Raw genomic sequence first — 22,802 nt, 5'->3', positions numbered from 1 at the left:
ATATGTTGACCAACAAAGGCAAGTACGGCCTGAAGGCCATGCTGTTCCTTGCGCGGCTCGAACCGGGATCGAGCGCGATGGGCCAGGAAATCGCCACCGCGAACAATATCCCCAAGAAGTTCCTCGACGCGATCCTGCTCGAACTGCGCAACGCCGGCATGCTGCGCTCGAAGAAGGGGCCGGGCGGCGGCTATGCGCTCGCCAAGTCGCCCCGCGAGATCCGCATCGGCCACATCATCCGCACGCTGGACGGGCCGCTGGCGCCGATCAACTGCGCCAGCAAGAGCGCCTACGTCCCCTGCCAGGACTGCGAGGACCTTAAGACCTGCTCGGTGCGCATCACCATGAGCAAGGTGCGCGACGCCATGTCGGACATACTCGACGGCATGTCGCTGCAGGACATGATCGTCTTCGCCGAAACGCCCAACGCCGACCTCATGTACAACATATGACGCTGGGTGCCTCGCTTGGGCCGGGCCTCATCGGCCTCGTCGCCCATGACAGCAAGAAGGACGAGATGGTCGCCTGGGCCATCGCCCACCGGCACGTCCTCGCCCGTTTCCAGATCGTCGCCACCGGCACGACGGGCGGGCGCATCCTCGAAGCCTGCCCGGAGCTGCGCCTCACCCGGCTGAAGAGCGGCCCGCTGGGCGGCGACCAGCAGATCGGCGCGTTGATCGCCGAAGGCCGGGTGCGGGCGCTGGTGTTCTTCGTCGACCCGCTGACCGCGCAGCCGCACGACGTCGACGTGAAGGCGCTGATGCGGGTGGCGCTGGTCTACGACATTCCGCTGGCACTCAACCCCGCCACCGCGCAGATGCTGATCGCGGCCGTGGCGGCGGACGAATAGACAACCTCCCCGCACTCACACCCTCACGGCCGGGCTGGGCCCGGCCATCTACTTTTTGGCGCGTGAGGAAAGCCGTGGATCCCCGGGTCAAGCCCGGGGATGGCGGGCTGCTTCGAGACCCTCAGAAGAACGCCTGATGCCCGGTAATCGCCCGGCCGAGGATCAGGGCGTGAATGTCGTGCGTGCCCTCGTAGGTGTTCACCGTCTCGAGGTTCACCATGTGCCGCATGACCGGGAACTCGCCAGAGATGCCGTTGCCGCCGTGCATGTCGCGGGCGAGGCGGGCGATGTCGAGCGCCTTGCCGCAATTGTTGCGCTTCAGCATCGAGATGGCCTCGACGGGGAGTTGCCCCTCGTCGAACAGACGGCCGGCGCGCAGCGCGAGCTGGAGGCCCAGCGCGATTTCGGTCGCCATGTCCGCGAGCTTCTTCTGGATGAGCTGCGTCGCCGCCAGCGGCTTGCCGAACTGCTTGCGGTCCAGCGTGTACTGGCGCGCCGAGGTGTAGCAGGCCTCCGCCGCGCCCATCACGCCCCAGCCGATGCCGAAGCGGGCGCGGTTGAGGCAGCCGAACGGGCCCTTGAGGCCGGAAACGGCCGGCAGCAGATTCTCCTCCGGCACCTCGACGCCGTCCATCACGATCTCGCCGGTGATGGAGGCACGCAGCGAGAGCTTGTTCTCGATCTTCGGGGTCGAGAAGCCCTTCATGCCGCGCTCCAGCAGGAAGCCGCGGATCTCGTTGTCATGAGCGGCCGATTTCGCCCACACCACCGCGACGTCGGCGATGGGCGAATTGGTGATCCACATCTTCGAGCCGGTGAGGCGATAGCCGCCGTCGATCTTCTCGGCGCGGGTGCGCATGCCGGCGGGGTCGGAGCCGGCATCCGGCTCGGTGAGGCCGAAGCAGCCGATCAGCTCGCCGGTGGCCAGCTTCGGCAGGAATTTCCGCTTCTGCGCCTCGCTGCCATAGGCGTTGATCGGGTGCATGACGAGCGAGGACTGCACGCTCATGGCCGAGCGGTAGCCGGAATCCACCCGCTCCACCTCCCGCGCGACGAGGCCGTAGGAGACATAGCCGAGGCCGGCGCCGCCATATTCCTCCGGGATGGTGGGACCGAGCAGGCCCAGCTCACCCATCTCGTTCATGATCTCACGGTCGAAGCGCTCCTCCATGAAGGCGGAGGCGACGCGTGGCAGCAGCTTCTCCTGCGCGTAGTCGCGCGCCGTGTCGCGAACCAGCCGCTCCTCCTCGGTGAGCTGGTCATCGAGGCCGAACGGATCGGCCCAGTCGAAGACGGCCCGTGCCGGCTTGGCGGGGGCCGATGCGGCGGCGAGAGCGGAAGACGGCGCGGCACTCATGAGAAAATCTCCCGAACGAGCCGGCGGCGACGAGCGACGGATGACGCCGGCTCCATGCTCTTACAACTTCGCACGGCAGGATGCATCCGGCGGGTTGCCGACCCGGCGCGCGGCTTCAAGGCTCCCCTGCGTCATGCGACTTTGGTCGGGGGGTGGGGTGTGATTGCGCAATATTCGGACACGTGTTTCAGTTTCGAGATCGGACCGCGGCGACCAAAAACCGGCCATCCCGATCAACAGGGAACGCCAGCCGCCGTCCTCAAGAGGGGACTAATTCCATGCCGGCCATCAACACGAAAGTGGCCCTTGCGGCTGCCATGCTCACCGCGTTCGCGGCGCCCGCCTACGCGGCCAAGACGCTGGTCTACTGCTCCGAAGGCAGCCCGGAAAACTTCACGCCCGCGCTCAACATCACCGGCACCAGCTTCGACGCGGCGCGCCCGGTCTACAACCAGCTCGTCGAATTCGAGCGCGGCACCACCAACGTCGTTCCCGCCCTCGCCGAGAGCTGGACGGTGAGCGACGACGGCAAGGAGATCACCTTCAAGCTGCGCAAGGGGGTGAAGTTCCACTCGGGCGTCAACGGCTTCACGCCGACCCGCGACTTCAACGCCGACGACGTGCTGTTCTCGTTCGAGCGCCAGTGGAAGCCCGAGAACCCGTATCACAAGGTTACGGGCGGCGCGTATGACTACTTCAACGACATGGGCATGCCCGGCCTGCTCAAGTCGATCGACAAGGTGGACGACTACACGGTGAAGTTCGTGCTGACCGAGCCGAACGCGCCGATGCTGGCGAACCTCGCGATGGACTTCGCCACCATCATGTCGAAGGAATATGCCGACTTCCTGCTGAAGAAGGGCGCGCCCGAGCAGCTCGACCAGATTCCGGTCGGCACCGGCCCCTTCCAGTTCGTGACCTACCAGAAGGACGCGGTGATCCGCTTCAAGGCGTTCCCGGCCTATTTCGAGGGCCCGGCCAAGATCGACAACCTCGTCTACGCCATCACCCCCGACCCGACCGCGCGCTACGCCAAGCTGAAGAAGGGCGAGTGCCATGTGATGATCGCGCCCAACCCGGCCGACATCGCCGGCATGAAGACCGACCCGGCGGTGAACCTGCTCTCGCAGCCGGGCCTGAACATCGCCTACTGGGCCTTCAACGTCGAGAAGCCCCCCTTCGACAAGAAGGAGGTCCGCCAGGCCTTCAACCTGGCGATCGACAAGGCGGCGATCATCAAGGACGTCTACCAGGGCGCCGGTCAGGCGGCGGTCAATCCGATCCCGCCGACCATCTGGTCCTACAACACCGCCGTGAAGGACTACGCCTACGACCCGGAGAAGGCCAAGGCCATGCTGGCGGCGGCGGGCGTGAAGACGCCGCTCGACATCGACCTGTGGTGGATGCCGGTGCAGCGCCCCTACAACCCCAACGCCAAGCGCATCGCCGAGATGATGCAGTCGGATCTCTCCAAGCTCGGCATCAACGCCAAGCTCGTCTCCTATGAGTGGGGTGAGTACCGCAAGCGCATGCAGGAAGGCGAGCACATGACCGGCCAGCTCGGCTGGACCGGCGACAATGGCGACCCGGACAACTTCTTCTTCCTGCTCGGCTGCCCCGCCGCGCGCAAGGGTGGCCAGAATCTCGCCAAGTGGTGCAACAAGGACTTCGACGCGCTGATCACCAAGGCCCGCACCATCGCCGACAAGGACGAGCGCACCAAGCTCTACGAGCAGGCGCAGGTGATCTTCAAGGAAGAGGCGCCCTGGTTCACCATCGCCCATTCGGTGGTCTACGAGCCGACCCGGAAGGAAGTGGTCGACTACAAGGTCAGCCCCTTCGGCCGGCATGAATTCTACGGCGTCGACCTGAAGTGACATGAAAAGGCCGACGCCGCCGGGCGTGGCCATCACCGCTTCACCGTCATCCCCGGGCTGCGGCCCGGGGATCCACGCCTTGCACGCAGGCGGCATCGTGGATGACCGGGACGCACCCGGCCGGGACATGCCCGGCCACGATGCGTCCGACCGCGACACGTCCGGCAGCCACACCGCCTCGACGGGATCCCCCGCACCGACATGCTGAAACTCTTTCTCCGCCGCGTCGCGCTGACGCTGCCGACCTTCGTGGCGCTGATGTTCGTCACCTTCGTCGCGGTGCGTCTGGTTCCGGGCGACCCCATCGAGGTGCGCACCGGCGAACGCGGCATCTCGCCCGAGCGCCTCGCCCAGTTCCGCCACGAGCTCGGCCTCGACCGGCCGATCTGGCAGCAGTTCCTCGACTATGCGAACGGCCTGCTGCACGGCGATTTCGGCGTTTCCATCGTCACCAAGACGCCGGTGCTGAACGAATTCCTCATCCTCTTCCCGGCGACGCTGGAACTCGCCTTCTGCGCGCTGGTCTTCGCCATCGTGCTCGGCATTCCGGCCGGCGTGCTGGCCGCCGTGAAGCGCGGTTCCATCTTCGACCACACGGTGATGACGGCGGCGCTGGCGGGCTATTCCATGCCGATCTTCTGGTGGGGCCTGCTGCTGATCATGTTCATGTCGGAATATCTCGGGCTGACGCCCGTCTCCGGCCGCATGGACCTGATCAACTACTATTTCGAGCCCGTCACCGGCTTCATGCTGATCGACAGCCTGCTCTCCGACCAGGAGGGCGCGTTCGGCGCGGCGGTGGCGCATCTCATCCTGCCCTCCATCGTGCTCGGCACGATCCCGCTGGCGGTGATCGCCCGCATGACGCGCTCCTCCATGCTGGAGGTGCTGGGCGAGGACTATGTGCGCACCGCCCGCGCCAAGGGGCTCTCGCCCTTGCGCGTGGTCGGCCTGCACGCGCTGCGCAACGCGCTGATCCCCGTGGTGACGGTGATCGGCCTGCAGACCGGCACGCTCCTCGCCGGCGCGGTGCTGACCGAGACCATCTTCGCCTGGCCGGGGGTCGGCAAATGGCTGATCGAGTCGATCTCGCGCCGCGACTACCCGGCCCTGCAGGGCGGCATCATGCTGATCTCGGGCATCGTCATCCTCGTGAACCTCATCGTCGACCTGCTCTATGTCGCGATCAACCCGAGGATCCGTCATGGCGGGTGACAGCATGGCGGGTGACAACATGAGGGAAGGCCCGGCCTTCGATCCCGCCGCCATCGCCATGGTGGAAACGGTGCCGCCCGAGGTTTCCTCGCTGCGCGCCTTCTGGTCCGCTTTCAGCGAGAACCGCGGCGCGGTGCTCGGCCTCATGGTGGTGGCGTTCATCGCGCTGCTGGCGATCTTCGCCCCATGGGTGGCGCCGCACTCGCCGGTCGAGCAGTTCCGGCAGTTCGTGCAGCAGCCACCGGTCTGGGCGGGCGGAAGCTGGCAGTTCCCCTTCGGCACCGACGCGGTGGGGCGCGACGTGCTCTCGCGCCTCATCTACGGCGCGCGCATCTCGCTCGGCATCGGCCTCTCCGTGATGGTCGTCTCGGTGGCGCTGGGCATCGTGCTCGGCCTCGCCAGCGCCTTCATGCGCGGCGGCGTCGAGGTGGTGGTGATGCGCATCATGGACGTGGTGGTGGCGATCCCCAGCCTCGTGCTCGCCATCCTCGTGGTGGCGGTGCTGGGGCCGAGCCTCGCCAACACCATCATCGCCGTCACGGTGGTCTATCTGCCGCGCTATGTGCGCCTCGTGCGCGCCGCCGCCATCGCCGAGCTGTCGAAGGAATACGTCGTCGCGGCGCAGGTGGCGGGGGTCGGCAAGGTCCGGCTGATGTTCGTCACCGTGCTGCCGAACTGCCTGGCGCCGCTGATCGTGCAGGCGGCGCTCGGCATTTCCGATGCCATCCTCGAGGCCGCCGCGCTTGGCTTCCTCGGCCTCGGCGCGCAGCCGCCGACGCCGGAATGGGGCGCCATGCTGGCCGACAGCCGCGAATTCATCCGCTCGGCGCCGTGGATCGTGACGCTGCCGGGCCTCGCCATCCTCGTCACCGTGGTGGCGATCAACCTGATGGGCGACGGCCTGCGCGACGCGCTCGACCCGAAGCTGAGGAGAAGCTGATGCCCCTGCTCTCCATCCGCAACCTGTCCGTCACCTTCGCCACCTCCCGCGGCCCGTTCCGCGCGGTGGACGGGGTCGACCTCGACGTCGAGGCGGGCGAGCTGGTCGCCATCGTCGGCGAATCCGGCTCCGGCAAGTCGGTGGCCATGCTGGCGGTAATGGGCCTCCTGCCATGGACCGCCACGGTGACGGCCGACCGGCTGACCTTCGACGGGCGCGACATGCTCGCCCTCTCCGCCCGCGAGCGGCGCAAGATCATCGGGCGCGACCTCGCCATGATCTTCCAGGAGCCGATGTCGAGCCTGAACCCCTGCTTCACCGTCGGCTTCCAGATCCGCGAGGCGATGAAGGCGCATCTCGACCTCTCGCGTGCCGAGCGGCAGGCGCGGGCGGTCGAGCTGCTGGAACTGGTCGGCATCCCCGAGCCGGAGCGGCGGCTGAGCGCCTTCCCGCACCAGCTCTCCGGCGGCATGAGCCAGCGCGTGATGATCGCCATGGCGCTCGCCTGCAAGCCGAAGCTGATCATCGCCGACGAGCCGACCACCGCGCTCGACGTGACGATACAGGCGCAGATACTGGACCTTCTGCTCCGCCTGCAGAAGGACAGCGGCGTGGGCCTCGTGCTGATCACCCACGACATGGGCGTGGTGGCGGAGACGGCGCAGCGGGTCTGCGTGCACTATGCCGGCCAGCAAGTGGAGATGCAGGAGACGCGCGGCCTGTTCCGCGATCCGCACCACCCCTACACCGCCGCCCTGCTCGCGGCGCTGCCCGAGCGCGCGCAGGGGCGGATGCTGCCCTCCATTCCCGGCGTGGTGCCGGGGCTGGCCGACCGGCCGAAGGGCTGCCTGTTCTCGCCACGCTGCCGCTTCGCCACCGACACCTGCCGCAACGTACCGCCGCCGCGCGCGGGAGCGGAGTTCGGCTTCGCGCTGTGCCACACCCCGCTGCTCGCGGGCGTGCCGCAACGCCGGGAGATCGCGGCATGAGCGAACCTGTTCCCGTCATGGCCACGGAGGCCGCCCTCCCCACCCGCACCTCCACCGACGCGGTGATGGAGGCGGTCGACCTCGCGCAGAGCTACGAAGTGTCGCGTGGGCTGTTCGCCAAATCGGCGACGGTCAAGGCGGTGGCCGGCGTCAGCTTCCGCCTCGCGCCGCGCTCGACGCTCGCCGTCGTCGGCGAATCCGGCTCTGGCAAGTCCACCCTCGCCCGCATGCTCACCCTGATCGAGCGCCCCGGCTCGGGCGCGCTGCGCCTCGACGACACCGATGTCGCGGAAGCCGACGCCGCCACGCGGCGCCGCTACCGGGGCGAGGTGCAGATGGTGTTCCAGAACCCCTACGGCTCGCTCAACCCGCGCCAGACGGTGGGCAAGGCGATCGAGGAGCCGCTGCTGGTCAACACCACCCTCTCCGCCACTGAGCGGCGCGAGCGGGCGCTCGACATGATGAAGCGCGTCGGCCTGCGGCCGGAGCATCACGGGCGCTACCCGCACATGTTCTCCGGCGGCCAGCGCCAGCGCATCGCCATCGCCCGCGCGCTGGTGCTGCGGCCGAAAATCCTCGTGCTCGACGAGCCGGTCTCGGCCCTCGACGTCTCCGTGCGGGCACAGGTGCTGAACCTGCTGGTCGAACTGCAGGAGAGCCTCGGCGTCGCCTATGTGTTCGTCAGCCATGACCTCGGCGTGGTCCGGCACATGGCCGACGAGGTGCTGGTGATGTATCTCGGCCGCGCCGTCGAGCACGGCCCGCGCGACGCCATCTTTGGCGCGCCCAAGCACCCCTATACGCGCGCGCTGCTCTCGGCGACGCCGGTCGCCGACCCCGAGGCGAGGAAGGACCGCATCGTACTGGAGGGCGAGCTGCCCTCGCCCTTCAATCCGCCCAAGGGCTGCCCCTTCAACCCGCGCTGCCCGCTGGTGATGGACCGCTGCCGGGTGGAGATGCCGCCGCTGGAGCGCAAGGGCGCCCAGCTCGTCGCCTGCTGGGCCGTAAGCTGAGCACCGGCTCGTCTGGCGAGATGGACATCCGCCCCGAGACGGCCGCCGACCGGACGGCGGTGCATGCGCTGAACCGCGCCGCCTTCGGCCAGCCGGTCGAGGCCGATCTCGTCGACCGCCTGCAGGCGGACGGTGACGTGGTGCTGTCGCTCGTGGCGGTCGAGGGCGTGGGCGCGGACGAGGCATTGCTCGGCCATGTTCTGCTCAGCCGCATGGCGGCGCCGCTGCGCGCCCTCGCGCTCGGCCCGCTGGCGGTGCGGCCGGACCGGCAGCGACAGGGCATCGGCGCCGCGCTGGTGCACGCCGCCATTGACCATACCCTCCGTCACGGCTGGCAGGCCATCTTCGTGCTGGGCGAGCCGAACTATTACCGCCGCTTCGGCTTCGATGCCGGGCTCGCCGCCGGCTTCGCCTCGCCCTATGCCGGACCGTACTTCATGGCGCTGGCGCTCGATGGCGACCTGCCAACCCGCACCGGCGACCTGCGCCACGCGCCGGCCTTCGCCGATCTCGGCTAGCTCCCCGTCCTCACCCGCCATTACCGCGGGCTGAACTGCACCGGCACGGTGAAGACGATGGTGCCACCCGGCACTTCCGGCGGCGGCGCCGGGACCGGCGAGGCGCGGCGGACCATGGCGACCGCCTCCTGATCGAAGGCCGGATTGCCCGAGCTGCCGGCCAGCCGTGCCGAGAGCACCTGGCCGGAACGGTTGATCGAGAAGGACACCCGCGCCCGTCCGCTGCCGCTCGCCCCGCCGGGATAGCGCTTGTGGCGGTTGAGATGGGCCATCAGCCGCGAGCGCCAATTGGCGGGCGCCCGGCTATTCGCCGACGACGCACCGGAAGTCGGGGCGGCGACACGGTCCGAGCGCGCCGCGTCGAGCGACGGCGCGGAGGTAGTGCGCGGCGCCGGGGGCTTGTCGCTCTTGTCGCGCTCGCGCGGCTTGGGCTTCGGCTTCGGCCGTTGCTTCGGCGGATCGGGCTTCTTCTCGCGCGGCTTCAGCTCGGCGGCGAGCGGCGGAGGCGGAGGCAACGGCACCTCGATCTCGGGGGCCGGCGACTCGGTCACTTCCGGCACCGGCTCCTCTTCCTCCACGGGCTCGGGCGGCGGCACGTCCTCGTCCTTGGCAAGAGGATCGGGCGGAACCTCTTCCTCGACCTTCTCCGGCGCTTCCACCATCTGCGGGCCGGGCGGCAGCTCGAGCGGCTCGGACTCCGGCGCGACCGGCATCTCGGCAAGCTCGATCATGATCGCCGCCGGCTCCTCGGCCGCGACGATCGGCGGCTCGGACATCATGTAGCCGAGCGCCCCGCCATGCACCGCCAGCACGACGGCGCCGCAGGTCAGCCAGATGCCGGCCTCGCGCAGCTTGTGGCGCGGGCCGCCCTTGAGCAGCAGAAGGCTCATGGGGCCGGCGCCCCCGAGGCAGGAGCCGCGGGAGCCGGGTTCGCGGGGGCCGCGCCAGCGGGGGCAGCACCCGCCGGAGCACCCGGCGTGGCGGCCGGCTGGCCGGCCATTTCCAGCCCGACCAGCGCGATCTTGAGATAGCCCGCCGCGCGCAGGAGGTTCATCACCTCCATCAGGTCGCCATAGGCGACCGCCTTGTCGGCGCGCAGGAAGATGCGCGTGTCGCGCTTGCCTTCGGTGGTGCGGTCCAGCGTGGCGCCGAGTTCGCCGCGCGCGATGTCCTCATTGCCGAGGGCGAGGACGAGATCGTCCTTCACGGTGAGGTAGACGGGCTTGTCGGGGCGCGGCTGCACCTGCGCATTGGAGGCCGGCAGGTCCACCGCCACGTCGACGGTGGAGAGCGGGGCGGCCACCATGAAGATGATCAGCAACACCAGGATCACGTCGATGAACGGCGTGACGTTGATCTCGTGGTTCTCGACGAGATCGTCGCTGTCGCTGCTCTGGAGCTTGGCGGCCATGCCGGCTCACTCCGCCGCTGCGCGCAGGCGCGCCGCCTCGGAGCGCACCGCCTCGGGACGGGCGCGGCGCGCCACGTCGCGCCGGTCGAGATCGCGGGAGAGCAGGCGCAGCACCTCGGCCGAGGCGTCGCCCATCAGCACGCGATAGCCGGACACCTGGCGGGAGAAGTGGTTGTAGATCACCACCGCCGGAATGGCCGCGACGAGGCCGATGGCGGTGGCGAGCAGCGCCTCGGCGATGCCCGGCGCCACCACGGCGAGATTGGTGGTCTGCGCCTTCGAGATGCCGATGAAGGAGTTCATGATGCCCCACACCGTGCCGAACAGGCCGACAAAGGGGGCGGTGGCGCCGATGGTGGCGAGCAGGCCGGTGCCGCGCGTGATGGCACGCCCCGCCGCCACCTCGATACGGCTGAGCGAAATCGACACGCGCTCCTTGATGCCGTCGGCCGGCAGGTCGCCGGAGCGCTGGAGCTCGAGATCGGTGGTGCGCAGCATGGCACCCGCCGGGCCGGCGGCGCCGACCTTACGCGCCTCGTCCAGCGAGGCGCTGGCGAGATAGCCTCTCAGCGCGCGCCGCAGGCGTGCCTTGGCGACCATCAGTTCCAGCGACTTGGCGAGCCAGACCGTCCAGGTCACGACCGAGGCGAAGGCGAGGCCGATCATCACCGCCTTCACCACCCAGTCGGCGGCCATGAACATGCCCCAGGGGGACAGGTCGTGCGGGAGCTGGGCGACGACGGAGGCGTCCTCGCCTTCCCCGGCCGGCGTGGCCAGCGCGGGATCGGAAGCGCCGGGCGCCGCACCGGCATCGGCCGCCGTGCCGGCCGGGGCCAGGGGCGGCACCAGCGGATCGGCAACTTCCGGGGTCGCGGGCGCGCCCGTCCGGGCGGCGGGGGCCGGGGTCTGGACGGACGGCGCCGAAACAGACGGCGACTGGGCCGCCGGCGGCTGAATGGCGGGCGCCGTCTGCACGGGAACGACAGGCTGGGCCGGGGCCTCGACCGCCGGTTGCTGCGCCAGGGCTTGCATCCCCGCCGGAGCGACGAGCAGAACGACGAGCGCCAGCAGCGCGCTCAGGCCGGTGCGATGCGGAGAAGTCCTGCGAAGTGTCGGCATGGCGGGTTTCCGAAGTTCCGGTCGGCCGCCACGCCACACGTTCCATCACGGACGTATCGGCGGGCCGGCCCGTCAGTTACCGGCTTCCATAAACCCGCAAGCGCGCGCTCGACAATATAAAAACGCCCGAAACGGCAACTGTAGAACGCTTCAAAACAATGAATACGCTGACGAAATCCAGTTTATCATCGTTCTAGACTGAGAAATATTGCCAACTACGAAGCGATGACCTTTCCGGGATTGAGCGCACCCGCCGGATCCAGCGCCGCCTTGAGCCGGTGCATCAGGTCGAGGCCGACCGGGTCCGCGTAATGCGCCAGTTCCTCGCGCTTGAGCACGCCGATGCCGTGCTCGGCGGCGATGGAGCCGTCCATGTCCACCACGATGTCGTGAACGATACGGTTGAAGGTCTCCCACATGCCGATGAAGGCGGCTTTCTCCATGCCCACGGGCTGGCTGAGGTTGAAGTGGATATTGCCGTCGCCGACATGGCCGAACGGACAGGGCCGCAGCCCCGGCAGCGCCGCCATGCAGGCGGGGAGCGCCCGGCCGAGGAACTCCGGCACCCGCGAAACCGGAACTGAGACGTCGTGCTTGATCGAGCCGCCCTCGTGCTTCTGCGCCTCCGACATGTCCTCGCGCAGCCGCCACATATTGGCCGCCTGCGTCTCGCTGGCGGCGATCACCGCGTCGGTCACCTCGCCGGCCTCCATCGCCGCGCCGAGGCTTTCCTCCATCAGCGCGGCGAGGTCGAAGGCGCGGGTCGGGGTGGAGAACTCGGCCAGCACATACCAGTCATGGGTGTCGCGGAAGGGACGCACGACGCCCGGCATGTGCTTCAGCACCGTCTCGACGCCGAAGGCCGCCATCAGCTCGAAGGTGGTGAGGGCGTCCCCCGCCTCGCCGCGCAGGCGCTTGAGCAAGTCGAGAGCGGCCTGCGGGTCGGGCACGGCGAGGAAGGCGGTCGTGCGCTGCACCGGTCGGGGAAACAGCTTGAGCACGGCGGCGGTGATGATGCCGAGCGTTCCCTCGGTGCCGAGGAAGAGCTGCTTCAGGTCATAGCCAGCGTTGTTCTTGCGCAGCCGCTTGAGGCCGTTCCACACCCGCCCGTCGGCGAGCACGACCTCGAGGCCGAGCACCAGCTCGCGCGCATTGCCGTAGCGCAGCACGGCGGTGCCGCCGGCATTGGACGACAAATTGCCGCCGATGCGGCAGGAGCCCTGCGAGGCGATGTGCAGCGGGAACAGGCAGCCAGCCGCCTCCGCCGCCTCGTGCACCTTGTCGAGGATGCAGCCTGCCTCCACCGTCATCGTCATGTCGACGGGATCGACGTTGCGGATACGGTCGAGCCGGGCGAGCGACACCAGCACCTCGCCGAACGGCATCTGCCCGCCGACCAGCCCGGTATTGCCGCCCTGCGGCACGACGGGAACGCCCGCGCCGGCGCAGGCCCCGACGATGAAGGCGACTTCCTCGCTGGTGCCGGGCCGCAGCACCGCCGGTGTCCGCCCCTGATAGAGCCCGCGCTCCTCGCGCAGATAGGGCGCCATGTCGGACGGGTCGGTCAGCACGTGCTGGGCACCGATCCGCCCAGCGATGGCGGCAAGGAGCGGGGCGAGGTCGGCGGAAGGCGTGGAGAGCATGGCGGCGTCCGGATGGCTGGCTGCGTGGCGTCGTTCCCGGATCATAGGCGCGCTCGCGGCGCGGGTCAGGAGGGCGCGTGCCAGGCGACCATGTTCTATCGCCGCAGCCCGGATGCCGGCGCTTGACCCGTCCCGCCCCTGCATCAGGATCGCGGTACATCCCGCGGCAGGACAGGAGATCCATATGCCTTCGCTGATCCTCTACGTCACGCTCGGCGTCTCGGACTTCGACCGCTCCCTCGCCTTCTACGATCCGGTAATGGCGAGCCTCGGCCAGAGCCGCAGCGACGATGCGACGCCCGGCTGGGCGGGCTACGGCCCGGACTATGACGGCGGCGTCAGCCTCTGGCTGTGCCATCCCTTCGACGGCAACGCCCCGCAGCCCGGCAACGGCCCGATGGTGGCGATGCGCGCGGCCAGCGCCGGGCAGGTGGACGCCTTCCACGCCGCCGCGCTCGCCCATGGCGGCAGCAGCGAGGGCGCGCCGGGCCTGCGCCCGCACTACACGCCGCATTTCTATGCGGCCTATGTCCGCGATCCCGACGGCAACAAGCTCGCCGCCGTCTTCCACCGCTACGGACTGCCGGAATAACGCCGTGCCGGAGGGGGCGGCTTCCGGCGTCTGCCCCTTGCCCGCCGGCCGCGCATCCCCTATCCCCGCGCCATGGCGCCACCTCTTCTTCTGCTTCAGGACATCAAGCTCACCTTCGGCGGCACGCCGCTGCTCGAAGGGGCGGAGCTTTCCGTCTCCCAGGGCGAGCGCGTCGGCCTCGTCGGCCGCAACGGCTCGGGCAAGTCGACCTTGCTCAAGATCGCCGCCGGGTTTGTGCAAGCAGATTCCGGCACGCGCTTCGTGCAGCCCGGCGCCACGGTGCGCTATCTGCCGCAGGAGCCGGACCTCTCCGGCTTCGCCACCACCCTCGCCTATGTCGAGGCCGGCATGGGGCCGGGCGACCAGGAGTACCGCGCGCGCTACCTGCTGGAACAACTCGGCCTCACCGGCGAGGAATCTCCGGCGAGCCTGTCGGGCGGCGAGGCCCGCCGCGCCGCGCTCGCCCGCGTGCTGGCGCCCGAGCCCGACATCCTGCTGCTCGACGAGCCCACCAACCATCTCGACCTGCCGGCCATCGAATGGCTGGAAAGCGAGATCGCCTCGACCCGCTCCGCTCTCGTGCTCATCAGCCACGACCGGCGCTTCCTCGAAGACCTCACCCGCGCCACCGTCTGGCTGGACCGCGGCCAGACGCGGCGCATGGAGCGCGGCTTCCGGTTCTTCGAGGAATGGCGCGACCAGGTGCTGGAGGAAGAGGAGCGCGACCAGCAGAAGCTCGCCCGGCAGATCGTCGCCGAGGAGCACTGGATGCGCTACGGCGTCACCGCCCGGCGCAAGCGCAACATGCGCCGCGTCGCCGAGCTGGCCGACCTGCGCAAGCAGTACCGCGAGCACCGCCGGGCTCTCGGCACGGTCACCCTGACCTCCACCGAGGCCGAAACCTCCGGCAAAGTGGTGATGGAGGCCGAACACATCTCGAAATCGTTCGGCGAGCGCGTGATCGTCCGCGACTTCTCCATCCGCATCCAGCGCGGCGACTGCATCGGCATCGTCGGCCCCAACGGCGCCGGCAAGACGACGCTGCTGAAGATGCTGACCGGCGAGCTGGCGCCCGACAGCGGCACGGTGAAGCTCGGCACCAATCTCGAAATGGCGACGCTCGACCAGCGCCGCGCCAAGCTTGACCCTACCCGCTCGGTGCGCGACACGTTGACCGACGGGCGCGGCGACCAGGTGTTCATCGGCGGAAATCCGCGCCACGTCATCGGCTACATGAAGGACTTCCTGTTCGCGCCCGAGCAGGCCGGCACGCCGGTGTCCTCGCTCTCGGGCGGCGAGCGCGGGCGGCTGCTGCTCGCCTGCGCGCTGGCGCAGGCCTCGAACCTTCTGGTGCTCGACGAGCCGACCAACGACCTCGACCTCGAAACGCTCGACCTCCTGGAAGAGATGATCGACGACTATGCCGGCACCGTGCTGCTGGTCAGCCACGACCGCGACTTCCTCGACCGCACCGTAACCGCCACCATCGTCTTCGAGGGCGACGGAACGTGGGCCGTCTATGCCGGCGGCTATTCCGACATGGTCGCCCAGCGCGGTCAGGGCGTCACTGCGCGCACGGTCGACAAGCCGAAGGCCGAGAAGGCGGAAGCCGCGCCCGCCGCGGCGGCGACGCCGACGTCGAAGCGCAAGCTCTCCTTCAAGGAGAAGCACGCGCTGGAACAGCTGCCCAAGCAGATCGCCGCGCTGGAAGAAGAGATCGCCAGGCTCGCCCACAAGATGCAGGCGCCGGACTTCTACACCAAGGACCCGGCCGGCTTCGCCAAGACCTCGGCGACGCTGGAGGCGAAGCACGCCGAGCTGTCGAAGGCCGAGGAGCAGTGGCTGGAGCTCGAGATGCTGCGCGAGGAACTGGGGGCGTGAGCCCGGTTCCACACGTGCCGTCATCCCGGACGGCCGTAGGCCGAGCCGGGATCGCATGCCGATTGGAGAGCGATCCCGGCTCTCCGCTACGCTTCGGCCGGGATGACGACCTACCAGTGAGATAGGCGTGGATGGCCGGGCCAAGCCCGGCCATGACGTCGCTCTGTATGCAGACCGTGCCCCAAGATGATGACCGTCATGCCCGGCCTTGTGCCGGGCATCCACGCCTTCTGCCCCGCTGAGCCGCGACATCGGCGCCGGAAGACGATAAGACGCGCCATGCCCACCCTCGCCCCCCTCGCCTCGCCCGACGACCCGCGTATCGACGCCTATCGCGTGATCAAGGAGCGCGACCTCGTCGGGCGCGGCGGGCGGTTCATCGTCGAGGGGCGGACCGTGCTCGACGTCGCGCTCTCAGCCCGCAACCGCTTCGCGCTGGAATCGCTGCTGCTGGCCGAGAGCCGCGTCCATGCTCTCGGCGACCTGCTGGCGCAGGCGCCCGACGACCTGCCGATCTACACCGCCGCCCAGCCGATCCTCGACGGCATTACCGGCTTCCATATCCATCGCGGCCTGCTCGGCGTCGGCCTGCGCGGCGAGATGCCTTCCATGGCGGAACTCGTCGCCTCGCTTCCCGAGGAGGCGCTGGTGGTGGTGCCGCTCGGCATCACCAACCACGACAATGTCGGTGGCATCATGCGCAACGCCGCCGCCTTCGGCGCCGATGCCGCGCTGTTCGACTTCGCCTCCTGCGACCCGCTCTATCGCAAGGCCATCCGCGTTTCCGTCGGCGGCAGCCTCGTCGTGCCCTTCGCCCGCGAAGGCTCGGCGGAAGCGATCCTCGATCTTCTCGCCGCCCACGGCTTCGAGCTGCTGGCGCTGAGCCCGGCCGGCGCGACCGCGCTTGGCGATATCCGCCGGCCGAAGCGCGCCGCGCTGCTGCTCGGCGCCGAGGGACCGGGCCTGCCGGAATCCATCCTCGCCCGCACCCGCACGGTGCGCATTCCGATGAGGGCCGGCTTCGATTCCCTCAACGTCGCGACCGCCGGCGGTATCGCGCTACACGCCCTTACGTCAGGCCGATAAAGCACGCGTGAGAGCGCGAATCAGCGCTCGACAATCGCGATTCCGAGGCGCATGCTCCGGCGTACTTGATACAGGCGGGCAGCCGTCTGACTGATCGTCACCTTGTCAGGCCCGGGGTTTCACCTCGGGCCTTTTTCTATGCGCTGCCGCCTTTGGCCCGGCAGTTTTTGCTGATATTGCGGCGCCTTGCGCCGGCTTGCGCGGCCTGGCGTTTGGCGTAGCCTCTCGGCCCCGAATGGAAGTCAGACCATGCCGGACCTTCAACTCCCCCGCCGCCCCGAGATCGTCAAGCTCGGCGGCAGCCTGACCGGCGATCCGCGCCTGCCGGCGCTGCTCGGCGCGCTGGCGCGGCATGGCGCGCCGCTGCTCCTCGTCGCCGGCGGCGGCCCGCTGGCCGACGGTGTACGCGTGCTGCAGCCGCGCCTGTCGCTGAGCGAGGGTGCCTGCCACCGCATGGCGATCCTCGCCATGGAGCAGACCGCCATCGCTTTCGCCGACCTCGCCCCCCATATTGCGCTCGCGGACGGACCGGAAGCCATCGCCCGCGCGCAGGCCGAAGGGCGTGCCGCGCTCTGGCTGCCGGCCCGCATGGCGCTGGCCGCGCGCGACCTGCCGGAGAGCTGGGACCTGACCTCCGACAGCCTCGCCGCATGGCTTGCCGGCGAGACCGGCGCCGCCGGGCTGGTGCTGGTAAAGTCCACCGCCGCCGCGCCGGGCAGCGCGCCGGCGGACTGGGCCGCCGCCGGGCTGGTCGATCCGCTGTTTCCGGCCTTCGCCGCGCGCCTTGCCGGCCCCGTCGCGGTGACGACGGTCGAGGCGGCGTTGGCCTCGCTCGAACATGGGAGCCTCGCGGCATGAGCGTCAAGAAGGGTGTCTATCCGCGTTGGGCCTGGGCGCTGACCGGCTCGGGACATTTCTTCACGGAGTCGATCGCCCTCATCAAGGCGCTCGATGCCGTGGACCTCTTCGTCTCCAAGGCGGCGGAAGAGGTGCTGCGCATGTACAAGCAGGAGCTGCCGGCCGACACCCGCATCTTCCACGAGACCACGGCGAGCTCCGCCCCGGTCGGGCGCTTCTACGAGGGGCTCTACCACACGCTGGTGGTCTCGCCCGCCTCGTCCAACACGGTCGCGAAGGCAGTGTTCGGCATTTCCGACACGCTGGTGACGAACTGCTTCGCGCAGGCGGGAAAATGCCGCGTGCACGCCATCGTCTTCGCCTGCGACACCGCGCCAGAGATGATCACCATGGCGCCGAAGGGCCCGGTGCCGGTCTATCCGCGCCGCATCGACCTCGAGAACACCGCCAAGCTCAAGGAGTTCGACGACACCACAGTGGTCGAATCGATCCGCGAGCTGGAGGACGCCATCGCCGCGCGCCGGCTGCACCTCGCCGAGAAGGCCGCCCCCGTCGATGGCTGACGAGAACGCGTCCGACACCGCCTCCACCGCCCCGAGGAAACCTTCGAGGATCGCCCTCGTCACCGGCTCGCTGGCCGAGCCGCGCCTGACGAAGATCGCCGGCGAGATCGCCGACGCGGCGCTCGACCCGGTGGTGGTCAATGTCGGGGTCAAGGTCGCGGCGCTGATGACGGCGGAGATCGTCGAGCGCCGGCTGAAGCTGCCCGAGGGCACCGACCGGGTGCTGATGCCCGGCCGCTTCCGCGGCGATCTCGACCGGCTGGAGCGCTTCTTCGGCGTGCCCTTCGCGCGCGGGCCGGACGAGATGGCGGATATTCCCGACTATTTCGGCCAGCAGCGCCGGGCGGTCGACCTGTCGAAGCACGACGTGACGATCTTCGCCGAGATCGTCGACGCCACCGTGCTCGACGTGGAGGGCATCGTCGCGCGCGCGCTCTACCTGCGCGGAGAAGGGGCCGACGTCGTCGATCTCGGCTGCATGCCCGACACGGCCTTCCCGCATCTGGAGGAAGCCATCGCCGCCCTGCACGCGGAGGAGCTGAAGGTCAGCGTCGACAGCTTCGATCTCACCGAACTCGCGCGCGCCACCCGCGCCGGCGCCGATTTCCTGCTCAGCCTCAACGAGGACAACCTGCACATCGCCAAGGAAGGGACGGCGGTGCCGGTTCTCGTGCCGGCGAAGCAGGGCGATCTCGACTCCCTGTGCCGCGCCGTGGACGCCTGCCTCGCCGCCGGCCAGCCCTTCTACGCCGACCCGATCCTCGACCCCATCCATTACGGCTTCACGCCCTCGGTGGTGCGCTACGCCGAGCTGCGCCGGCGCTACCCCGACATCCCGATGCTGATGGGCATCGGCAACGTCACCGAGCTGACCGACGCCGACACCACCGGCATCAACGCCATATTGATGGGGATGATTTCCGAATTGCACATCCAGGCGGTGCTGGCGGTGCAGGTGAGCCCGCATTGCCGCACGGCGGTGCGCGAGTTCGACCGCGCGCGGCGCGAATTCTACGCCGCCCGGCAGGCCGGAGCACTGCCGCAGGGCTTCGGCGGCGGGCTGATGGCGCTGCGCGACCGCAAGCCCTTCCCCGCCTCGCCCGAGGACATCGCCCGCCTCGCGGAGGAGGTGCGCGACCGCAATTTCCGCATCGACGTGACCGAGGACGGCATCCACGTCTACAACCGCGAGGGCCACCACGTCGCGGCCGATCCCTTCGCGCTGTTCCCGCACCTCAAGGTCGAGGACGACGGGGCGCACGCCTTCTATCTCGGCGTAGAGACGGCGCGCGCCGAGATCGCCTACAAGCTCGGCAAGCGCTATGCGCAGGACGAGGGCCTGAAATGGGGTGTCGCCGGCGAGATCGCCGGCAGCCCGGAGGAGGCCCATCGTTTGACATTCAAGGAAGCCGGCACGACCTTGCAGGCCAAGGTCGACAAGCCAGCAGCATCGGGAAAGGCGCCTTCAAGTGATCCGTGAAGTCATCGTCACCACCCGCTCGCGCGAGGGCGAGCCGCACATCGCCCCGATGGGTGCGACGGTGATCGAGGGTGGCTATCTGCTCCAGCCTTTCCGCCCCTCGCGCACGCTGGACAACCTCGCCAGCACCCGCATCGCGGTGATCAACTTCACCGACGACGTGCGCATCTTCGCCGGCTGCGTCGCCGGCCGGCGCGTGCCCGTCGAGGTGATGAAATCCACCCATATCGAGTGCCCGCGCCTCGCCGATGCGCTGTCCCATGACGAGATCACGGTGGAGCGGGCGGAAGACGATCCGCAGCGGCCGAAATTCTTCTGCAAGACCTACCATTCGGAAGGCCACCGCCGCTTCGAGGGGCTGAACCGCGCCAAGGCGGCGGTGCTGGAGGCCGCCGTGCTGGTGAGCCGCCTCACCATGCTGCCCGACGAGAAGGTCGACCAGGAGATGGCCTATCTCGCCATCGCGGTGGAGAAGACCGCCGGGCCGGAGGAACTGGAAGCCTGGGGCTGGATGGTCGAGGCCGTCGCCGAGCACCGCCGCAAGCGGGCGTCGTGAGCCCGGCATGAGCGAGACCCCGCCCGGCCTGCTCGCCAGCGTCGCCGATCTCCATGAGATGGAGCTGGCACGCGCGGGCGGCGCCGACATCGTCGATCTCAAGCAGCCGGCTTTCGGTGCGCTGGGTGCGTGGAGCACCGAGGCGCTGACCGCCGCAGTGATGCTGTGGAACGCCTGGGGCACGCAGATGCCCGCGCACGCACGCCCGGCGCTGAGTGCCACCGCCGGCGACCAGCCCATGGTGCCGGCGCTGATGCGCGCCGCCGCCGAACGGGTCGCCACCACCGGCGTGCCGATCGTCAAGCTCGGCCTGTTCGCCTCCGAACATGCCGGGGAATGCGTGGAAGCGCTCGCCCCGCTCGCCGCCCGCACCCGCCTGATCGGCGTGATGTTCGCCGACGAGGGACCGGATTTCGGCCTCATCGGCACGCTGGGGCGCGCCGGCTTCGCCGGCGTGATGATCGACACGGCGGACAAGAAGTCCGGCTCGCTGACCGAACATCTCGACCCGCTGACGCTGAGCCAGTTCGTGAGCGAAGCCCGCCGTCACGGCCTGATCACCGGCCTCGCCGGCTCGCTGAGGATCGACGACATACCGGGCCTGATCGGCGTCGGCGCGGACTATCTCGGCTTTCGCGGCGCGCTGTGCGCGGGCGGGCGCTCCGGCACGCTCGATCCCCTGCGGCTCGGCCAGGTGAGCGCCCGGCTGCGCGCTCCCAGCGACCTGCCGCGCCCCTGATTTCACGAGGGTTGACTCCCCGCCCGCGCGGGTCCATCTCCCCCGCGCCGCGTGTCACCGTGGCGAAATCGGAATCCCCTAACCATGCCCAGCGACAGTTACAGTCGATTGTCCGGCCGGCGGCGGCCGGCGCCGTGAGCCGACCGCAGAACTGATCTGGGTTTCGGCTCCCTGCGCCCGCCTTCCGAAGGCCGGACGTCGGAAAGAGAGCCGAAATGGAAGACAACCGGAATCCGGCACCCGAGCGCCGCGACAATTTCCGCCGTGACGACCGCCGAGACGATCTCCGCCGCAACGACGAGACGGTGGACGCCGCCGCCCTTGCGGCCGAGCTCGCCGAGGAACACCCCGCCGACATCGCCGAAGCGCTCGACGAGCAGGAGCCGAAGACCGCTTCCGCCGTGCTCGCCAGCCTGCCGCGCGAGCAGCAGGTCGAGATTCTCGACCTGCCCGACGTCGACCTGACCAGCGAGCTCATCGAAGCGCTGCCGGTCGAGGAGGCGGTGCGCCTCGTCTCCGAAATGTCCGCCGACCGCGCGGCGGACCTGTTTCGCTGGATGGACGAGCCGGCACGCTCGCATCTCTTCGCGCGTCTGCCGCCGGAAACGCAGGGGGAACTGAACCGCCTGCTCGCCTGGCCCGAGCACACGGCCGGCAGCCTGATGACGACCGAGTTCGTCACCGTCCCCTCCACCTGGACGGTCGGCGAGACGCTGCGCCATATCCGCCAGATCGAGCGCACCCGAGAGACGATCTACGCGATCTATGTGCTGGACCCCATCACCCACAAGCTGATCAAGGCGGTGACGCTGCGCCAGCTGATCACCGGCGAGACGGGCCAGCCCATCCTCACCGTGGCGCCCAAGCACGACCCGATCACCACCACCCCGCTCGTCGACCGCGAGGACGTGGCGCGCCTCATCTCCAAATACGACCTGCTGGCCGTGCCGGTGGTCGACGAGAACGAGCATGTGCTCGGCATCGTCACCGTCGACGACATGATCGACGCGATCATCGAGGAGAATACCGAGGACGTGCAGAAGTTCGGCGGCATGGAAGCGCTGGACGAGCCCTATATGGAGATCGGCTTCTTCAACATGCTGAAGAAGCGTGCCGGCTGGCTCTCCATCCTGTTTCTCGGCGAGATGCTCACCGCCAACGCCATGCAGCATTTCGAGGACGAGCTGGAGCGGGCCATTGTGCTCACCCTGTTCATCCCGCTCATCATGAGCTCGGGCGGCAATTCCGGCTCGCAGGCGACCTCGCTCATCATCCGTGCGCTGGCGCTGGGCGAGATCAAGGTGCGCGACTGGTGGCGCGTGGCGCTGCGCGAGCTGCCCTCCGGCCTCGTGCTCGGCGCCATCCTCGCCGTGCTCGGCATGGCCCGCATCACCGCCTGGCAGATGCTCGGCCTGCACGATTACGGCGAGCACTGGGTGCTGGTGGCGGCGACGGTGGGCGCGGCGCTGGTGGCCATCGTCACCTTCGGCTCGCTGATCGGCTCGATGCTGCCCTTCGTGCTGCGGCGGCTCGGCTTCGACCCCGCGAGCGCCTCGGCGCCCTTCGTAGCGACCTTCGTCGATGTGACGGGCCTGGTGATCTATTTCAGCGTCGCGCTGCTCATCCTGCAGGGAACGCTGCTGTAGGGGCGGAGGTGGCGGCGCGGAACCCGCTCTGGCCGCGCCGGCCACATGAACCACGTCATCCCCGGGCTTTGCCCGGGGATTGATGCCCTTGCGGGCGGAAACCGTGGATGGCCGGCCGGGACCGCGCACCATCGGCCGGGAACGGCAAGGTCGCGTCAGGCGGCGCGGTGAACCGCCATGGGAGGCGTGCCCTGATGGATCGCCTTCTTGAGCTGGCTCCGAAGCTCCGGCGTATCCGTGGCGCCATGCACGGAAACCGCGTGCTGGGCCACCGCGTCGAGCAGTTCCTTTTCATTGTCGGCGGCGATGGCGACGGAGCATTTCTTGTCGCCGGGCATTTCCCGGCAATCGACGAACATTCGGCCCATAAGTGCCTCCTGTGGTTCGCACGCCGAACGGGGCGCCCGGCGCCGGAGGAAGAATTTACACCCCCGGCGCCGGCCACCCCTAATCACGAAACCGGGCCTGC

23 protein-coding genes are annotated in these 22,802 nt (G+C 69.2%); 17 read left to right on the top strand and 6 right to left on the bottom strand.

Translation table 11 applies throughout. The annotated features are described in order from the left end of the window. The first annotated feature begins 2 nt into the window (after positions 1–2). Entirely contained in the window at positions 3–452 is a 450-nt protein-coding gene (locus STARVERO_RS03540; RefSeq protein WP_144343089.1) for an RrF2 family transcriptional regulator, read from the top strand. Beyond that, positions 449–850, top strand: a complete 402-nt coding sequence (locus tag STARVERO_RS03535) for a methylglyoxal synthase (protein WP_159597926.1) — start codon at positions 449–451, stop codon at positions 848–850. Before STARVERO_RS03540 ends, STARVERO_RS03535 begins: the two co-directional genes overlap by 4 nt. Positions 851–971: 121 nt before the next feature. Here STARVERO_RS03535 and STARVERO_RS03530 read toward each other — a convergent pair whose 3' ends face one another. Continuing rightward, on the bottom strand, positions 972–2,207 hold the full coding sequence (locus STARVERO_RS03530; protein ID WP_159597925.1) for an acyl-CoA dehydrogenase: 1,236 nt from the start codon (positions 2,205–2,207) through the stop codon (positions 972–974). A gap of 278 nt (positions 2,208–2,485) precedes the next feature. Here STARVERO_RS03530 and STARVERO_RS03525 point away from each other — a divergent pair, with 278 nt between their 5' ends. From STARVERO_RS03525 to STARVERO_RS03500, 6 genes are all read left to right on the top strand, one after another. Continuing rightward, positions 2,486–4,084, top strand: a complete 1,599-nt coding sequence (locus STARVERO_RS03525; protein ID WP_418655052.1) for an ABC transporter substrate-binding protein — start codon at positions 2,486–2,488, stop codon at positions 4,082–4,084. Positions 4,085–4,285: 201 nt separating this feature from the next. Then, entirely contained in the window at positions 4,286–5,299 is a 1,014-nt protein-coding gene (locus STARVERO_RS03520) for an ABC transporter permease subunit (RefSeq protein WP_144343092.1), read from the top strand. A gap of 58 nt (positions 5,300–5,357) precedes the next feature. Further along, positions 5,358–6,239 carry an ABC transporter permease subunit gene (locus tag STARVERO_RS03515; RefSeq protein WP_159601564.1) on the top strand — a complete coding sequence of 294 codons (882 nt, stop codon included), beginning with the start codon at positions 5,358–5,360 and terminating at the stop codon, positions 6,237–6,239. Next, entirely contained in the window at positions 6,239–7,228 is a 990-nt protein-coding gene (locus tag STARVERO_RS03510; protein ID WP_159597924.1) for an ABC transporter ATP-binding protein, read from the top strand. The genes STARVERO_RS03515 and STARVERO_RS03510 overlap by 1 nt, the downstream gene beginning before the upstream one ends. 17 nt (positions 7,229–7,245) lie before the next feature. Beyond that, complete coding sequence (locus tag STARVERO_RS03505) at positions 7,246–8,241, top strand: dipeptide ABC transporter ATP-binding protein (protein WP_159601562.1); 996 nt, start codon at positions 7,246–7,248, stop codon at positions 8,239–8,241. 20 nt (positions 8,242–8,261) lie between these two features. Next, positions 8,262–8,759, top strand: a complete 498-nt coding sequence (locus STARVERO_RS03500) for a GNAT family N-acetyltransferase (RefSeq protein WP_159597923.1) — start codon at positions 8,262–8,264, stop codon at positions 8,757–8,759. Positions 8,760–8,779: 20 nt separating this feature from the next. Here STARVERO_RS03500 and STARVERO_RS03495 read toward each other — a convergent pair whose 3' ends face one another. The 4 genes from STARVERO_RS03495 to STARVERO_RS03480 form a co-directional block, all read right to left on the bottom strand. Beyond that, positions 8,780–9,649 (bottom strand): energy transducer TonB family protein, encoded by an 870-nt coding sequence (locus STARVERO_RS03495; protein WP_144343095.1) that lies wholly within the window; start codon positions 9,647–9,649, stop codon positions 8,780–8,782. Further along, positions 9,646–10,170, bottom strand: a complete 525-nt coding sequence (exbD, locus tag STARVERO_RS03490; RefSeq protein ID WP_159597922.1) for a TonB system transport protein ExbD — start codon at positions 10,168–10,170, stop codon at positions 9,646–9,648. Before exbD ends, STARVERO_RS03495 begins: the two co-directional genes overlap by 4 nt. A 6-nt stretch (positions 10,171–10,176) precedes the next feature. Continuing rightward, positions 10,177–11,289, bottom strand: coding sequence for a tonB-system energizer ExbB (gene exbB / locus STARVERO_RS03485; RefSeq protein WP_159597921.1), 1,113 nt, complete (start codon positions 11,287–11,289; stop codon positions 10,177–10,179). A gap of 215 nt (positions 11,290–11,504) precedes the next feature. Beyond that, positions 11,505–12,932, bottom strand: a complete 1,428-nt coding sequence (locus STARVERO_RS03480; protein WP_159597920.1) for an FAD-binding oxidoreductase — start codon at positions 12,930–12,932, stop codon at positions 11,505–11,507. Positions 12,933–13,116: 184 nt separating this feature from the next. On the opposite strand from STARVERO_RS03480, the gene STARVERO_RS03475 reads away from it, so the two are divergent. The 9 genes from STARVERO_RS03475 (at position 13,117) to mgtE (ending at position 22,333) form a co-directional block, all read left to right on the top strand. Next, positions 13,117–13,524: a VOC family protein gene (locus STARVERO_RS03475; protein WP_308676584.1), complete on the top strand. Its 408-nt coding sequence runs from the start codon at positions 13,117–13,119 to the stop codon at positions 13,522–13,524. Positions 13,525–13,596: 72 nt separating this feature from the next. After that, positions 13,597–15,405 (top strand): ABC-F family ATP-binding cassette domain-containing protein, encoded by a 1,809-nt coding sequence (locus tag STARVERO_RS03470; protein ID WP_159597919.1) that lies wholly within the window; start codon positions 13,597–13,599, stop codon positions 15,403–15,405. Positions 15,406–15,684: 279 nt separating this feature from the next. Beyond that, complete coding sequence (locus STARVERO_RS03465) at positions 15,685–16,491, top strand: TrmH family RNA methyltransferase (RefSeq protein WP_159597918.1); 807 nt, start codon at positions 15,685–15,687, stop codon at positions 16,489–16,491. Positions 16,492–16,740: 249 nt separating this feature from the next. Then, positions 16,741–17,349, top strand: coding sequence for an amino acid kinase family protein (locus STARVERO_RS03460; protein ID WP_159597917.1), 609 nt, complete (start codon positions 16,741–16,743; stop codon positions 17,347–17,349). Continuing rightward, positions 17,346–17,912 (top strand): flavoprotein, encoded by a 567-nt coding sequence (locus STARVERO_RS03455; RefSeq protein ID WP_159597916.1) that lies wholly within the window; start codon positions 17,346–17,348, stop codon positions 17,910–17,912. The genes STARVERO_RS03460 and STARVERO_RS03455 overlap by 4 nt, the downstream gene beginning before the upstream one ends. After that, on the top strand, positions 17,905–19,392 hold the full coding sequence (locus STARVERO_RS03450) for a DUF6513 domain-containing protein (protein ID WP_159597915.1): 1,488 nt from the start codon (positions 17,905–17,907) through the stop codon (positions 19,390–19,392). Before STARVERO_RS03455 ends, STARVERO_RS03450 begins: the two co-directional genes overlap by 8 nt. Then, a complete protein-coding gene (locus STARVERO_RS03445) occupies positions 19,382–19,948 on the top strand; it encodes a DUF447 domain-containing protein (RefSeq protein ID WP_144343103.1) in 567 nt (188 codons plus the stop codon). The genes STARVERO_RS03450 and STARVERO_RS03445 overlap by 11 nt, the downstream gene beginning before the upstream one ends. Positions 19,949–19,955: 7 nt before the next feature. After that, positions 19,956–20,687: a (5-formylfuran-3-yl)methyl phosphate synthase gene (locus tag STARVERO_RS03440; protein ID WP_159597914.1), complete on the top strand. Its 732-nt coding sequence runs from the start codon at positions 19,956–19,958 to the stop codon at positions 20,685–20,687. A gap of 215 nt (positions 20,688–20,902) precedes the next feature. Continuing rightward, entirely contained in the window at positions 20,903–22,333 is a 1,431-nt protein-coding gene (gene mgtE / locus STARVERO_RS03435; RefSeq protein ID WP_144343105.1) for a magnesium transporter, read from the top strand. Positions 22,334–22,488: 155 nt separating this feature from the next. On the opposite strand, the gene STARVERO_RS03430 is transcribed toward mgtE, so the two are convergent. Beyond that, entirely contained in the window at positions 22,489–22,701 is a 213-nt protein-coding gene (locus STARVERO_RS03430) for a DUF1059 domain-containing protein (protein WP_144343106.1), read from the bottom strand. Between the last annotated feature and the right edge of the window lie 101 nt (positions 22,702–22,802).

The sequence above is a fragment of the Starkeya nomas genome, from assembly GCF_902703545.1.
GTDB lineage: Bacteria > Pseudomonadota > Alphaproteobacteria > Rhizobiales > Xanthobacteraceae > Ancylobacter > Ancylobacter moscoviensis.
Note: the sequence above shows the minus strand (reverse complement) of the source record. Positions and strands in the feature narration are given on the sequence as shown.

Excerpts from the sequence above, each read along its gene's own strand:
- exbD (WP_159597922.1), bottom strand. The coding sequence starts at position 10,170 with ATGGCCGCCAAGCTCCAGAGCAGCGACAGCGACGATCTCGTCGAGAAC.
- STARVERO_RS03500 (WP_159597923.1), top strand. The coding sequence starts at position 8,262 with ATGGACATCCGCCCCGAGACGGCCGCCGACCGGACGGCGGTGCATGCG.
- STARVERO_RS03430 (WP_144343106.1), bottom strand. The coding sequence starts at position 22,701 with ATGGGCCGAATGTTCGTCGATTGCCGGGAAATGCCCGGCGACAAGAAA.
- STARVERO_RS03530 (WP_159597925.1), bottom strand. The coding sequence starts at position 2,207 with ATGAGTGCCGCGCCGTCTTCCGCTCTCGCCGCCGCATCGGCCCCCGCC.
- STARVERO_RS03440 (WP_159597914.1), top strand. The coding sequence starts at position 19,956 with ATGAGCGAGACCCCGCCCGGCCTGCTCGCCAGCGTCGCCGATCTCCAT.
- STARVERO_RS03450 (WP_159597915.1), top strand. The coding sequence starts at position 17,905 with ATGGCTGACGAGAACGCGTCCGACACCGCCTCCACCGCCCCGAGGAAA.
- STARVERO_RS03510 (WP_159597924.1), top strand. The coding sequence starts at position 6,239 with ATGCCCCTGCTCTCCATCCGCAACCTGTCCGTCACCTTCGCCACCTCC.
- STARVERO_RS03520 (WP_144343092.1), top strand. The coding sequence starts at position 4,286 with ATGCTGAAACTCTTTCTCCGCCGCGTCGCGCTGACGCTGCCGACCTTC.
- STARVERO_RS03505 (WP_159601562.1), top strand. The coding sequence starts at position 7,246 with ATGGCCACGGAGGCCGCCCTCCCCACCCGCACCTCCACCGACGCGGTG.
- STARVERO_RS03475 (WP_308676584.1), top strand. The coding sequence starts at position 13,117 with ATGCCTTCGCTGATCCTCTACGTCACGCTCGGCGTCTCGGACTTCGAC.
- STARVERO_RS03535 (WP_159597926.1), top strand. The coding sequence starts at position 449 with ATGACGCTGGGTGCCTCGCTTGGGCCGGGCCTCATCGGCCTCGTCGCC.
- STARVERO_RS03465 (WP_159597918.1), top strand. The coding sequence starts at position 15,685 with ATGCCCACCCTCGCCCCCCTCGCCTCGCCCGACGACCCGCGTATCGAC.
- STARVERO_RS03455 (WP_159597916.1), top strand. The coding sequence starts at position 17,346 with ATGAGCGTCAAGAAGGGTGTCTATCCGCGTTGGGCCTGGGCGCTGACC.
- STARVERO_RS03540 (WP_144343089.1), top strand. The coding sequence starts at position 3 with ATGTTGACCAACAAAGGCAAGTACGGCCTGAAGGCCATGCTGTTCCTT.
- STARVERO_RS03495 (WP_144343095.1), bottom strand. The coding sequence starts at position 9,649 with ATGAGCCTTCTGCTGCTCAAGGGCGGCCCGCGCCACAAGCTGCGCGAG.
- exbB (WP_159597921.1), bottom strand. The coding sequence starts at position 11,289 with ATGCCGACACTTCGCAGGACTTCTCCGCATCGCACCGGCCTGAGCGCG.
- mgtE (WP_144343105.1), top strand. The coding sequence starts at position 20,903 with ATGGAAGACAACCGGAATCCGGCACCCGAGCGCCGCGACAATTTCCGC.
- STARVERO_RS03470 (WP_159597919.1), top strand. The coding sequence starts at position 13,597 with ATGGCGCCACCTCTTCTTCTGCTTCAGGACATCAAGCTCACCTTCGGC.
- STARVERO_RS03460 (WP_159597917.1), top strand. The coding sequence starts at position 16,741 with ATGCCGGACCTTCAACTCCCCCGCCGCCCCGAGATCGTCAAGCTCGGC.
- STARVERO_RS03480 (WP_159597920.1), bottom strand. The coding sequence starts at position 12,932 with ATGCTCTCCACGCCTTCCGCCGACCTCGCCCCGCTCCTTGCCGCCATC.
- STARVERO_RS03515 (WP_159601564.1), top strand. The coding sequence starts at position 5,358 with ATGGTGGAAACGGTGCCGCCCGAGGTTTCCTCGCTGCGCGCCTTCTGG.
- STARVERO_RS03525 (WP_418655052.1), top strand. The coding sequence starts at position 2,486 with ATGCCGGCCATCAACACGAAAGTGGCCCTTGCGGCTGCCATGCTCACC.